This window comes from Pseudoalteromonas sp. RB2-MNA-CIBAN-0110 (genome assembly GCF_040309305.1).
Taxonomy (GTDB): domain Bacteria; phylum Pseudomonadota; class Gammaproteobacteria; order Enterobacterales; family Alteromonadaceae; genus Pseudoalteromonas; species Pseudoalteromonas arctica.
The window spans coordinates 34,888-47,497 of record NZ_JBEOOQ010000040.1 but is presented as its reverse complement, the minus strand read 5'-3'; the positions used below and the strand labels follow the sequence as shown (position 1 = coordinate 47,497).

Here is a 12,610-nt window from a genome sequence, read left to right as displayed (position 1 = left end):
TGGCGGAGTGGACGGGACTCGAACCCGCGACCCCCGGCGTGACAGGCCGGTATTCTAACCAACTGAACTACCACTCCAGCTTTTACTTACAAGTTTTACGAAAATGGCGGAGTGGACGGGACTCGAACCCGCGACCCCCGGCGTGACAGGCCGGTATTCTAACCAACTGAACTACCACTCCAGCTTTTACTTACAAGTTTTACGAAAATGGCGGAGTGGACGGGACTCGAACCCGCGACCCCCGGCGTGACAGGCCGGTATTCTAACCAACTGAACTACCACTCCATATTTCCGTTGCTGTTTAGGTCTCCCTGACAGCGGCGTGAATAATACGAACCAACCCCTATTTCGTCAAGGGCTTTTTTGTTTTTTTATAGGTTTTTTAGTCATCTGTCATCGAAAGGTTTAAAATTTCACCTGATCTGTCATTTTTTGAGCCATTTTTACCGACTTGATTTTTTTCTGTGTCGGCAACATCACCTTCACTTGTTTTCTTTTTCTTTAAAAAAGGCAGCTTCACTTTAAATTTAATCGGTTTTTTCTGAACAAATATACGAATTAACAACCAACCGAGTAATAAAATGAGCGTATTGCAGCCTACAATTAAACTAATAATTGTAGATGTGGCCATTTTTTCTTCAACAGGCTCACTCTCAATCATTTTATCTGGCGTAATAATCGTTGCCGGATCAATTTCGGGCACAGCTTCTATGGGTCGTTCTATCTCAAATTTATACGTTGGTAGCGTTGCCATAAATTCACGACCATTAATATTAGTGCCAAAAACAGACAGTTCAACACTATATCTACCCCAATCATAATTTTTTACACTAAGTTGACGTGAATCGTTAGCAGCAGCATCTATGGTAAACATTTGCTCTTCGTTATTGGGATAGTAGATTTTCCCCTGGATGATGACTGTTTCTGGCTTAACAATACTTGGGTCTATATTTATAGTTAACAGATGCTCGTCTGTGTCTTGCTCTGCTAACGCGACTTCGGTTACAAAAGGCGGTTCGTGCACTTCTATTGTATTTTGCACAATGCGACGCTGCAGCAAAGGTGTCGCAACGTAAAGCTCTGGTGTCCATTCACCCGCAGGGAAATCTAAAGTAAACTCGCCGGTAAATACACCATCTTTAGGGCGCTCATCAAATCCACGTCCATCGTCTTTAAATTCAGCTACTTCTTGAATGCCTGCGCCAAAGTTAGCAAAGTTTTCATTGTTGGTACTTACAAAGTCAACATTAAGGCTAACAACATCTCTAAATAGGTTTGTATTAATTGGCTCACCGTCATTTAGTATTTTTCCGGTGATTTTTATTGTCTCCCCCCTAAACAACATTGAAGGAAGAGGCTCTGCTTCAAGAGATATCTCGCCTAATACAACTATTCTGCTGTCGGGTAAAATACTGCCTATTACTTGCCAAGGACCTGCCATAGGTTTTTTTATGGTTACTAAATCGTAGCTGAGTTCATCAAACCAATCTAAGTTAGGGTTTTTAACTGAGTCAGTAGCAAAGTACTTACTGCCATCGGGCCTCACTAAAATAACAGCAGGTGCACCTGATTTTCTAAAAAAAAGCAGTGTTATTTCATCTATTTTGCTATCTATGCGAAAACGATTATCAAGTAAAGGGATCTCATTTTGATGCCCATCGCGCTTGAGCACTTCTACTTGTTTTACGCCATATGCATTGCCAGTAAATAAACTAGCTGCACATAACGCTGTTACAAAATACATCGTTTTCATTAAATCGCCTTATTCAGCGCGCCATATACATTGGCCGCCTTCTTTGTTTACAAGATCTAATCGTGCTTCGTGTGCGCTTTGCTCAGCGTCGCTTGCTCGTAATACAACTAATGGGGCTCTATCACTATTTAAACGCTTTATACCGCCCTTCTGTTGCTCGCTGCCGTCATCTTTATTTTGATTCAAATTTAGCTTTGTTTGACCACCCGTCATGGCAAGGTACACATCGGCTAAAATCTCAGAATCCAGTAGCGCGCCGTGAAGCGTTCGTTTACCGTTATCTACATCGTAACGACGACATAATGCATCAAGGTTGTTCTTTTGACCTGGATGCAAGTCACGCGCCATTTTAAGCGTGTCGAGAACTTGACAAAAAGTATCTGTTTTAGGATAACCCTGATTAAGCAGCGCAAATTCGTTATCCATATGACCAACATCGAACGGGGCGTTATGAATAACTAACTCTGCCCCTTCAATATAGTCGAAAAACTCTTGGGCAATTTGATGAAACAACGGTTTATCACGTAAAAATTCGTTAGTGATACCGTGAACGTCGATTGCTTCTTCTTCGCTTGGGCGTTGTGGGTTTATATAAACGTGAAAGTTATTGCCTGTTAAACGGCGATTTACTAACTCTACACACCCAATTTCTATAATACGATGCCCTTGTTTAGGGTCTATGCCGGTGGTTTCTGTATCTAAAACTATTTGTCTACGTGCCATATCGAATTTTGCCTGATTCTGGTATCTTTCTATAATCACTTTATTGTACATAAGATCAAGGTAAAACAGTGCAAAAAACCGTAGAGATTTACACCGATGGCTCATGTTTAGGTAATCCAGGCCCCGGCGGTTATGGTATTTTTATGATTTATAACGGCCACGAAAAAGAAATGAGCCAAGGTTATAAACTCACAACGAATAACCGAATGGAAATGCTCGCGGCTATTGTAGCCCTAGAATCACTCACTCGAGAATGCGAAGTAAATCTAACAACCGATAGCCAATATGTTAAGCAAGGTATTGAATCGTGGATCACTAACTGGAAAAAACGTGGCTGGTTAACATCAGCTAAAAAGCCGGTTAAAAACGTCGATTTATGGAAACGCCTAGATAAAGCCTGTAGCGAGCACAATGTAACCTGGAAATGGGTTAAAGGGCATAGCGGCCATAAGTACAACGAAATAGTTGACGATTTAGCGCGCGATGCCGCTGGCAGTAACGATTTACTAGAAGATGTAGGCTACCAGCCTTAATTTATTCTGAGCTAGTTGTTATACCAATTTTATTAAAAACATGTTCATTCTATCGCATTAAATAACTCACTAACTGCGTTAAAATCATTCATATAGAACAACTATATGTCACAATTTTCGCCTTGTTAATGTGCTATTTTCTTAGCGCTATAATAGATCACTTATTTAATGCAATTGGTATTATTTTCTTGCTCGCACGATTTAAAGTGTTGCTTTGACGTTTGTCTAAGGCCTGCCCCTTTTACTGGCGCAAACTGCGGCCTTGCATGCCACTTAGGTTTTATTGGCGTAAGTGGCGCAACTCTTTTTCGTGCCACCAGCATATAAACACTGCCCATCGGTTTTAAATACTGTTTTGCAAAAGTCCGCCAAAACTCAAATCTTGATAGCCTATTACCTCTTGCCAGTGATGAATAAATAAAACGTTCGTCACTTACAATTTCAAAACCAAGTAAGTTTAGCCAATCTTTAACCCTCGCAGGTGTAAAAAAGCGCCCCGTCCATGGTAATTTCTGACCACTAAAAGGCAGCATTTGTGCAAGTCCGCACAAACTAAACGGATTAAATCCCGTAATTACTATATAGCCGCCCGGAATAAGTGTGCGATGTGCTTCTCGTAAAATGTGATGTGGGTCTGAATGATACTCTAAGCAGTGACTTAGTATGCATGCATCAATACTGTGCTCGTAAAATGGCAGTTCATCTATGTCAGCAACTACCCCAGTGTAAGGCCCAGGCTCTGCAACACACACTTGGTGTTTAATCGTACTTATACTTGTATTTAATTCGCCACTTAAATTACCTAGCTTAAGCATATGATAGCCAAACATACGCGGCAGCCATTGCTCCATTTTGCGTTCAATATCTTTGCGCAAATAATCCCCATGAGGAAACTGTTGCCACGACAGTGGTTTGGGTCCTTCTTGAAAACTAAGGGCTGGTTTCATTTTTTGAGCTCGTTATACTATGCGGTAAGTGTCACTTTATAGAGCAATTTACCATGGTGCAAGTCAAAGCAATTAAAGCCTTTTCTGATAATTACATTTGGTGTTTAACTACCGATAATAGTAACCAAGCATGGGTAGTCGATCCAGGCCAAGCACAGAGCGTATTAGCGTATCTAGCTGAGCACAAACTAACGCTTGGTGGTATTTTAATTACGCATCATCACTACGACCACACTGATGGCGTAGCTGCATTAGTTGACGCCTATCCAGATATATCGGTTTATGGCCCCGCAAATAGTCCATTTAAAGGCGTCACTCACGCACTCACGGATGGTCAAAGCATCAGTGTGCTTAATATTAACTTTAATATTTTGGCAACTCCTGGGCACACGCTTGATCATATTTGCTATACAAATGATGAACTTGCTTTTACAGGCGATACATTGTTTAGCGGTGGATGTGGGCGCTTATTTGAAGGCACGCCAAAGCAAATGTGGGGATCGTTTAATAAACTAAGAGAGCTGCCTGCAAGCTGCAGTGTGTATTGCACGCACGAATACACGCAAGCTAATCTTGCCTTTGCCAAAGCGGTTGAACCACGTAACCCAGAACTACTCGCGTACAGTAAAAAAGTAGATGAATTACGTAGTAATAACCAAATCTCCCTACCCACTTCTATTGGACAGGAGCTAAAAATAAATCCATTTATGCGTAGCGATTTGCCAACCATTACAGAGTTAGTGCCAGAAAAATTCATCTCGGTTACAAAAAACAATGAACCTTGGGGAAACTTTGCTAGTCTGAGACAGTTCAAAGACAATTTTTAATGCACAAACTAATACTTTAATATTTATTTTATTAGAATCATTAACTTAAGATATAGTGATGATTCTATTTCTGCGTTTTAAAAAGTCATTAAGTGGCAATGTTAACTCATAACAGGTAGTATTCGCCGAGTTTTTTACCCGATGTATTGGTATTTATGAATAAATCTCCCCTATTAGTAGCCTTGGCGTTAGCGCTAAGTGGTTGTCAAACTGTGACAACTCTAGACTCAGACTCTCAAGTCGCCACGCAAGCAAACCAACAACTCGAAGGCGCAAGTCCTAACGACATTAACAATGCATTGATGGTAAACGCACAATATCAGCAAGTTGACCCTGATGAGCAAGAAGCTCCCGTGTTTGATGATGTGTGGGAGCGAATTCGCTACCAACTTTCTATCGAAATACCGCAAAACCGCCCTGTTGTTACTGAACGTAATTATTACGCTCGCCACCAAGCCTATTTAGATCGTATTTCTAAACGTGCAGAACCTTACTTACACTTTATAGTTGAAGAAGTAGAAAAGCGCGAAATGCCAATCGAAATTGCACTACTGCCTATTGTAGAAAGTGCATTTGACCCGTTTGGTTATTCTAATCGCAGCGCATCGGGCATTTGGCAGTTTATGCCTGCAACCGGTGAGCGATTCGATTTAAAACAAAACTGGTGGTACGACGGTCGTCGCGACATAGTGCAGTCGACTCGCGCAGCACTTGACTACTTATCGTATTTACATAAAACACTTGAAGGCGATTGGCTAAATGCAATTGCTGCTTACAACTCAGGTGAAGGGCGTTTAATGCGCGCGATTAAAAAGAATCGTAAAAAGCATTTACCTACCGATTTTTGGTCTCTTGATTTACCAAGCGAAACAACTGCCTACGTACCAAAGTTATTAGCACTTGCCGATTTATTAAAACGCTCAGATGATTTTAACGTTACATGGCAACCAGTAATTAATGCACAAGTGGTTGAAGTGGTTGATGTTGGCTCGCAAATAGATTTAGCGCTTGCTGCTGATATGGCTGATATGACGCTTACTGAGCTATACAGATTAAACCCTGGTTTTAACCGCTGGGCAACTGATCCTAATGGCCCTCACTCTTTATTATTGCCTGTTGATAAAGCAGAGGAATTTAGCCAAAAACTAGCAAACACTGATGTTAAAAATAGATTACGCTGGCAGCGTTATATTGTGGCTCGAGGCGACAGCTTATCGGTAATTGCCAAAAAGTTTACAACAAGCTCAAGTGCAATCCGATCGCTTAATAAACTCAAATCAAATACGATTAAAGTAGGCCAAGAGTTATTAGTCCCGCTTACTGATGGCGCTATAAATAGCGAGCATTTACCAAAGCAGATGCGTTTAGCTGCTAATAAAGCAACTCGCACAAAGCTTTCGCACACAGTTAAAAGTGGCGACACGTTATGGGATATTAGCCGCGAATATGACGTAACTATGGATGAGTTGGCTAAATGGAATAAACTAAAGAAAAACTCTGTATTGCGCCTAAATCAAAAACTAACTGTGTATAAGTCAGCTAATAAACCACAAGCAACGGCAAGCACCAACCGTACTATTACATACAAAGTACGCCGTGGTGACTCACTTGCACGTATTGCGTCTAAGTTTAATCTAAGCGTTAACGAAATTATTAAGTGGAATAATTTAGCCGGTCAAAAATACTTACAACCGGGCCAAAAGCTAAAACTTAAAGTAGATGTCAGAAGTAGTTAATTTATAAAACTATATTAAAAGTAAAAAAGCAAAAAGGAGCGCATGCGCTCCTTTTTTAATACCTTAAAGTTAAGGATTAAACAGGTAGTTTTTCTAGCCATACTTTTAACCAAGGCTCGGTTACTGGCCATGGTTCAAAATCTTCACATGCATCTATTTCTAGGCGGTTGCCCACAGGCTTTGCTTGTAAATCGCGTAGTAACTCGTCAAAGCTACGCCCTGCGCCACAAAATGTATCGCCGTAGCATCTGTCACCCATTGCAATTACACCAAACGGTTTATCGGTAAGCATTGGGAAAGTGCTATTCATTGCAAAGTACAATCCTGCCAAATTACTCGGTACATCACCTTGGCCTGTTGTGGAGGTAACAATTAAAATATGCGATGCATTTTTTATATCATCAAGTGATGCTTCAGTAATTACTGTTGCAGTATGACCCGCTTGCTCTATTGTGGCTGCAACTTCATCGCTTAAACGCTCTGCACCGCCATTAACGCTGCCTACAAAAATACTAATATGTGCCATTAATAATCCTTTTCTTGCTCTGGCCAACCTAGCTGCTTACATATTTCAAGCATGTCTTCACCTAGTGGCGCTTTAATTGTTATTGATTCATTACTATAAGGGTGCACAAAACTAAGCTCTGTTGCAAATAACATTAGGCGTCTTAGCTCAAAATGCTCCCTAAAAAATTGATTATGCTGATTATCACCGTGATTTACATCACCAATAATAGGCAGTGATAAGTGCTTTAAGTGTCTGCGAATTTGATGCTTGCGCCCCGTTTTTGGAAAGCACTCCACTAACGAGTAACGCACTGTTGGGTACTTACCTATAGGAATAGGCAATGCAGCTTGGTGCAAGCAATTAAACTGGGTTTGCGCTTCTTGCGGTGCTTTATCTTGATCTGCAAACTTATCGGCTATTTTATCAAGTTCTTCTTTAAGCGGTTTATCTAAAAATACTGATTCTGGCGCAAAGCCGCGCACTAAGGCCAAATAGCGCTTAGCAATGGTGCCTTCAATAAATAGCTGGTTCATATCGCGAGCTGCTTCAGAGCTCATTGCGAACAGCAATACGCCCGACGTAGGTCTATCGAGCCTATGTACTGGAAATACATGTTGCCCTAGCTGGTCGCGCAGCATTTGCATGGCAAACTGGGTTTCGTGTTTATCTAAAAACGAGCGATGCACTAATAAACCTGAAGGCTTATTTATAGCCACATAGTTTTCATCTTGATACAAAATAGTCAGCTCGCCATATTCAATAGGCGCTGGACGCTCACTCATTTGGTTCTCCTAAAAAGGTATCAAGGGCTGTTAGTAATTCAATTATTTCATCGCTCCCTGCTTTATTCACAAGTGTCATTTGCGCCATAGGGGCAATAGCAAAGTTACGAGGCAGTGGTTGTTTATGTGTTATTAATTGCTGTATTTTATTAATAAATACAAATTGTAACCACTGCTCAAACGCCATTGTATCGTGACAAAAAGGAGTATTTGAAAGCAGTGCATCAGCGTCTATTGGCTCACTTTGCCAAAGCGCATGTTTTTGTAAAAGTGCCGTTAGCTGCACTAAATAAGTTTGGGTTTGCTGGTACATAACCACCCTCTTTTATATATGTAATGCAATTATACCCTGTTCCCTCATAGGCGGCTATGACGTATAATTAATGTAATTTTGCAGTAAAAACAGTTGAGAAAACAATGAGTGATCAAATAGCTACATTAGGTCAGCTTTTAGATGGTGCGGGTACTCAGTGGCGTGCTTTTGATATTGGCAGGCACATTACTAAGCTTGATAAAAAACAATTTTTAGCTATTGAACAAGCTCAAGTGCCTTACCCTTATCCTCTTGCTGGTCATGCTTGGCTCGCTATCCAATTTTGGGATACTAAAGCCAGTAAAGAACCTTATGTATGGTTTTTAAAGTTTCCACTTGATGAGCAAAGTATGCTTGTAAGTGCAAGTCGCGATCACTTTGCTGATATGGTTATTCAAGCGCTAGGCACTGAAATCACAGGTGAGCAAGCCGATGGAAAGCTTGATAATAACCCTTATGTTTTTACACCAAACGCAAATAAATTAGCGGCATTTAACGCCCAAGTAAAAGTACTATTAAAACAGCCTGCGTCGCAATATTACGAGCATGCACAGTTATACTTTAGCGGTAAAATTGGTTTTGATAATTGGCAAGGTGTTGCACTGCAGGGTATTGCCGATTTTGCACTACGCTTAGACAGCGATACAAACTTAAGTAATTTGCAAAAAGCATGGGCGCATTTACCTATTGAAGTACTGCAACCACTCAGTGCCATGCTTGAACACGTTGAAATACCAACATCAATGAGTGAGTTACTTGTTGATTACACACAGACCGCAATTAGTAATAACGATACATTAGCTATAACCGCAGCACTAAGATCTGTTTCAAAAGGTCAAGCTCAAGGGTTATGCGCTCAATTAGTTGATACTGTACTAAGCTCGCCGGTAAGACACGACTCTGACGTGTTACTAACAATAGCTGGGCGGTGTTTTAAGCAATTAGAAAACCCTGAACGCTTACATGTATTTATGGATAATTGCGCACATCATCAAAAAATTGATGAGTTGTTTCCTAGTATTTTTGCTGACTTAGTTGCAATACCGACTATTCGCCCGCATTTATTAGGCTTATTACGTAAAGAAAATCGTAGCGAAACCCTCGCGCGTGCAATTGGAAGGTTATTCTCTTAAATGGCAAGTTTATGGACGTTCATATTTATTGGTAGTGTAATTTACTTATTTTGGCTTAACCGAAAGGTTGCTGAAGCGGCGAACGTTCATGCTAAACGTCAAAGTGAGCAATTGCAGGTGCAATTGATGAGTGTTGCATGCACAAAACGCCGCTTTGGTTTTTTAAAGAACGGCAAGCCAGGCATCAAAAGTGAATTTATATTTGAATTTTCAAGCGATGGTGAAAATGCTTATCAAGGTGTGTTAATTATGGAAAATGAGTTTTTGAAAAGTGTGGTTGTTCCACCGCATAAAATATAAAACTGAATATACTTTAAGAGTATTTGTCTTAAGTTAATAAACTTAATTCAACACAAAAAACTAAGGCGTAACTAAAGTTACGCCCCAATTGGACTGCATCCTGCTAGATATCCATTATCTTAAATCCGTATTATCATCCCCTGAACGAGTAAACAACCTTGTTTACCCTCACATTGCATCCTGCAATATCCATAGCCACCTTGGCAAACCCACGAAATCTATCGTTTGGCTACATACTGCAGCATCATCCCTGGTAATCCTTTTAAGTAGCTCCTGCCACTTTTTGCATCCTGCAATATCCATAGCCATCTTGGCAAACCCACGAAATCTATCGTTTAGCTACATCCCGTAGCATCATCCCTGGTAATCCTTTAAAGTAGCTCCTGCCACTTTTGCATCCTGCAATGTCCACTTGCCATCTTGGCCGTCCTGCGTAAACTAACGCTCCTGCTACTTCCTGTAGCGTCATCCGTGATTATCCTAAAGTAACTCCTAGCTACTAAGTGCTTCATGCACTTCCTTATTCTTCCTTGTATCCGTTTTAGCTTGTCCTTTATGCTTCCTGCTAGCGTCCGCTATGTTGCCTATTCCGTATCCTTGGCAGTAACTCAATCATTGAGCTATGTCGTCTTGACGAAGAGAAGTTTAAAGCAATCAGGGGGGAGAAATAGGACTTAACACTAAATAAATAAACGTCACAAAAATGAAAAATAAAAATAGACTTTAAATAACAATAGCTTGGATTAAAAAAGGCTACTTATTAGTAGCCTTTAACTGATAATGCTCACGACAATGTAAGATATATCTCACGGTCTTATGTCCGTTTGGGCGCATTGGCTTACATTATAATTTTAAATAGTTGGCTCAATTATTGATTTAAATAGTAACTCGCCCTCTACTTGGTTAAAAGTAAGGTGTTTAAATGCTTCAAACTTTTCGGTTTTAAAAAATTCAGTGTGTTCTTTACGCGTTACAAATACAGCCATCCCCGTTGACTCAGCGTTACATTTAACTAAATCATCAAGCCCTCGTAGTAAGTAACGACCAAACCCTTGCCCATGAAAATGCGGATCTACGGCAATAAAAGCTAAAAAGTAGTAATTGCCTTTCTCTTTAAGGGCATCTCTAATTGTTTGTTCTTTATCTATTAATTGATTTGTTTGTAAGTAGCCCGCACTCAGCATTAATTTTAAACGCCAGTGCCAATAACGCTGCGCTTGTAATTGGCTATTAGATTCAAATACACACGCTACTGCTTTTAATTTATCGTTGCGGTATAAACCAATTAATGGCTGCTTTTCTTGCCAAAAACTACTGAGCTCTTCGCGAATTAATGATCGTAATTTTTTTTCGTATACTGATTTATTTTCGTCATTGTAGCTAAGCATGTTTTGTAATACAGGATCGTCATGATAAGCCTGATAAATTAGGCTTGCTGCAGTGCTAATATCTTCTGCGGCTAAATACTGTACGCTGAACGTATCAGCTGGCGTGGTTACACTCATTGTATTTCCTTTATTATTTTAGCTGTAGACTCTTTAACTTTATACCTAACTATATACCTAAAATTATTAACCGTAAATTCAGCGAGAGTTTAACTAGCTAGGAGTAGAGTTAATCCTTAGAATAAGTTTTCATTCGTTTAAAGGAGCAATATCATGGATACGACTAAACACGACATCAATACACTATTTGCACAGCTTGGATTACCTAATTCTGATGAACAAATAGATGCATTTATTGCCTCACATGAATTAGAAGACACAACACTACTCCAAGAAGCTTCTTTTTGGGATGAGGCACAACAGCACTTTTTAGCTGAATCGCTTGCACAAGACGGTGATTGGAGTGAAGTAATTGACGAGTTAGATGTACGCATTCGTCAAAGTAAGTAATTTTATTTAATGTACCCTCCCTTATTTATTGCTAACATAGCATCTGCGCAGCATTTATATGCTGCGTATTTATTTTATTAAAGAGTTATATATCTAATGAATTCAGTTGTATTTGATGCAATCAAAGCCCTTCTCGATGAAGGCAAAACCCCTACTGTAGCACTAACTAAAAGCCGTTTGGCACAACCGGTTCCAATGCCGATGATTATTGCAGCAGTAAGCCAATATAAAAACAATCCTGATTCAATTAATAACTTCATGAGAAACCCACAGCAGTCAGATAATACTGAGCTTAAAACAAGTCAATTAGATAGAATTGAGCAAAAACTCGATAAACTTCTTGCACTGCTAGAACAAAAATAATTTGAGACTATAAATGTTCGTTGTTGATTTAACTTTTGACTGCTACCAAGACACCACCCTAGAACAAGCCGAACAAGCAATAAATCGCTTAGTAAATGCACTGCGTTTTAATGGTCAAATAATGGGCGAAGAATTTCCAACCGTTTTAAAAGATGGATTTTTTATTACCCGTGTAATGTGCCCTACTGAAGATGCAATGCACCCGCTAAATAACAGCCCGTTTGTTAAGCACAGTATCGAAAAGTTACATAGTGCAGGGCTACTTGCGCCAAAAGTAAAAGTGATTGGACAAGATATTCACTCCAACGGCGCTGATTGCTGCAAAGAACCATCAAGTTATATTTTATACACAACCTATGTGCATACGTGTAGCCCGCTCTATTGTGGTGATGACTTTTTGCCTGTGCCGCTATTTCGTATTCCAGCAATTGCTAATGGTGACTATAAAACACTTATAAAATGGCAAGAAGATTGGCAAGCCTGCGATCAAATTCAAATTAATGGCGCAACCCGTTGTGAGTTTCCGGCACTTGAAGAAATATCGAGTATCCAAAGCGACTTATACAGACGCGGAAAAGACATAACAAAGCGAATTAGTTTTTTAACTAAAAAGCCAACCTATTATTATTTATACCGTGTAGGCGGCGTAGATAAAGCGTCTGAACTTGAACGAAAATGCCCTAGCTGCAATGGCGATTGGAAATTACCTGAATCGTGGTTTGGGTTATTCGACTTTAGGTGTGAGCCGTGTGGCTTAGTGTCGAATATATCGTGGGATTTTCAGTAACCACTTTAAT

Annotated in this window: 15 protein-coding genes and 3 tRNA genes; 8 read left to right on the top strand and 10 right to left on the bottom strand. The window is 40.0% G+C overall.

All coding sequences use genetic code 11. The features are described from left to right. From AAEY68_RS16990 to dnaQ, 5 genes are all read right to left on the bottom strand, one after another. A tRNA-Asp gene (locus AAEY68_RS16990) sits at nt 1–77 on the bottom strand. A gap of 27 nt (nt 78–104) precedes the next feature. Further along, a tRNA-Asp gene (locus tag AAEY68_RS16985) sits at nt 105–181 on the bottom strand. Nucleotides 182–208: 27 nt separating this feature from the next. Next, a tRNA-Asp gene (locus AAEY68_RS16980) sits at nt 209–285 on the bottom strand. 97 nt (nt 286–382) lie between these two features. After that, nucleotides 383–1,753: a TIGR03503 family protein gene (locus AAEY68_RS16975; protein ID WP_197102648.1), complete on the bottom strand. Its 1,371-nt coding sequence runs from the start codon at nt 1,751–1,753 to the stop codon at nt 383–385. Between the two features lie 9 nt (nt 1,754–1,762). Beyond that, nucleotides 1,763–2,476, bottom strand: a complete 714-nt coding sequence (gene dnaQ / locus AAEY68_RS16970) for a DNA polymerase III subunit epsilon (RefSeq protein ID WP_007586004.1) — start codon at nt 2,474–2,476, stop codon at nt 1,763–1,765. Between the two features lie 68 nt (nt 2,477–2,544). Here dnaQ and rnhA point away from each other — a divergent pair, with 68 nt between their 5' ends. After that, nucleotides 2,545–3,009: a ribonuclease HI gene (rnhA, locus tag AAEY68_RS16965; protein ID WP_350586498.1), complete on the top strand. Its 465-nt coding sequence runs from the start codon at nt 2,545–2,547 to the stop codon at nt 3,007–3,009. A gap of 161 nt (nt 3,010–3,170) precedes the next feature. Here rnhA and AAEY68_RS16960 read toward each other — a convergent pair whose 3' ends face one another. Next, the gene (locus tag AAEY68_RS16960; RefSeq protein WP_101217180.1) at nt 3,171–3,956 is read right to left on the bottom strand and encodes a class I SAM-dependent methyltransferase; all 786 of its coding nucleotides are present in this window, start codon (nt 3,954–3,956) and stop codon (nt 3,171–3,173) included. Between the two features lie 53 nt (nt 3,957–4,009). On the opposite strand from AAEY68_RS16960, the gene gloB reads away from it, so the two are divergent. Together gloB and AAEY68_RS16950 are read left to right on the top strand one after the other, a co-directional pair. Further along, complete coding sequence (gene gloB / locus AAEY68_RS16955; RefSeq protein WP_350586496.1) at nt 4,010–4,783, top strand: hydroxyacylglutathione hydrolase; 774 nt, start codon at nt 4,010–4,012, stop codon at nt 4,781–4,783. Nucleotides 4,784–4,938: 155 nt separating this feature from the next. Then, nucleotides 4,939–6,519 (top strand): LysM peptidoglycan-binding domain-containing protein, encoded by a 1,581-nt coding sequence (locus AAEY68_RS16950; protein ID WP_007586008.1) that lies wholly within the window; start codon nt 4,939–4,941, stop codon nt 6,517–6,519. Nucleotides 6,520–6,595: 76 nt separating this feature from the next. Here AAEY68_RS16950 and AAEY68_RS16945 read toward each other — a convergent pair whose 3' ends face one another. Genes AAEY68_RS16945 through AAEY68_RS16935 form a run of 3 tightly spaced genes read right to left on the bottom strand, consistent with a single transcriptional unit; the run spans nt 6,596 to nt 8,122 of the window. Beyond that, nucleotides 6,596–7,045 carry a flavodoxin gene (locus AAEY68_RS16945; protein WP_197113457.1) on the bottom strand — a complete coding sequence of 150 codons (450 nt, stop codon included), beginning with the start codon at nt 7,043–7,045 and terminating at the stop codon, nt 6,596–6,598. Beyond that, nucleotides 7,045–7,809 carry a tRNA pseudouridine(65) synthase TruC gene (gene truC / locus AAEY68_RS16940; protein WP_350586494.1) on the bottom strand — a complete coding sequence of 255 codons (765 nt, stop codon included), beginning with the start codon at nt 7,807–7,809 and terminating at the stop codon, nt 7,045–7,047. Before truC ends, AAEY68_RS16945 begins: the two co-directional genes overlap by 1 nt. Further along, entirely contained in the window at nt 7,802–8,122 is a 321-nt protein-coding gene (locus tag AAEY68_RS16935; protein WP_222713074.1) for a YqcC family protein, read from the bottom strand. Before AAEY68_RS16935 ends, truC begins: the two co-directional genes overlap by 8 nt. Nucleotides 8,123–8,226: 104 nt before the next feature. On the opposite strand from AAEY68_RS16935, the gene AAEY68_RS16930 reads away from it, so the two are divergent. Beyond that, nucleotides 8,227–9,255, top strand: coding sequence for a DUF3549 family protein (locus AAEY68_RS16930; protein WP_350586492.1), 1,029 nt, complete (start codon nt 8,227–8,229; stop codon nt 9,253–9,255). Beyond that, on the top strand, nt 9,256–9,555 hold the full coding sequence (locus AAEY68_RS16925; protein WP_024593672.1) for a DUF3301 domain-containing protein: 300 nt from the start codon (nt 9,256–9,258) through the stop codon (nt 9,553–9,555). It abuts the gene before it with no gap. Nucleotides 9,556–10,406: 851 nt separating this feature from the next. Here the strand turns inward: AAEY68_RS16925 and AAEY68_RS16920 are convergent. Further along, a complete protein-coding gene (locus AAEY68_RS16920; RefSeq protein WP_008169301.1) occupies nt 10,407–11,060 on the bottom strand; it encodes a GNAT family N-acetyltransferase in 654 nt (217 codons plus the stop codon). A 153-nt stretch (nt 11,061–11,213) separates the two neighbouring features. On the opposite strand from AAEY68_RS16920, the gene AAEY68_RS16915 reads away from it, so the two are divergent. The 3 genes from AAEY68_RS16915 (at nt 11,214) to AAEY68_RS16905 (ending at nt 12,600) form a co-directional block, all read left to right on the top strand. After that, the gene (locus AAEY68_RS16915; RefSeq protein ID WP_002958240.1) at nt 11,214–11,450 is read left to right on the top strand and encodes a DUF2789 domain-containing protein; all 237 of its coding nucleotides are present in this window, start codon (nt 11,214–11,216) and stop codon (nt 11,448–11,450) included. Between the two features lie 96 nt (nt 11,451–11,546). Further along, nucleotides 11,547–11,813: a hypothetical protein gene (locus AAEY68_RS16910; RefSeq protein WP_007378199.1), complete on the top strand. Its 267-nt coding sequence runs from the start codon at nt 11,547–11,549 to the stop codon at nt 11,811–11,813. 13 nt (nt 11,814–11,826) lie between these two features. Further along, nucleotides 11,827–12,600: a Zn-ribbon-containing protein gene (locus AAEY68_RS16905; RefSeq protein WP_002958242.1), complete on the top strand. Its 774-nt coding sequence runs from the start codon at nt 11,827–11,829 to the stop codon at nt 12,598–12,600. Nucleotides 12,601–12,610 lie beyond the last annotated feature (10 nt).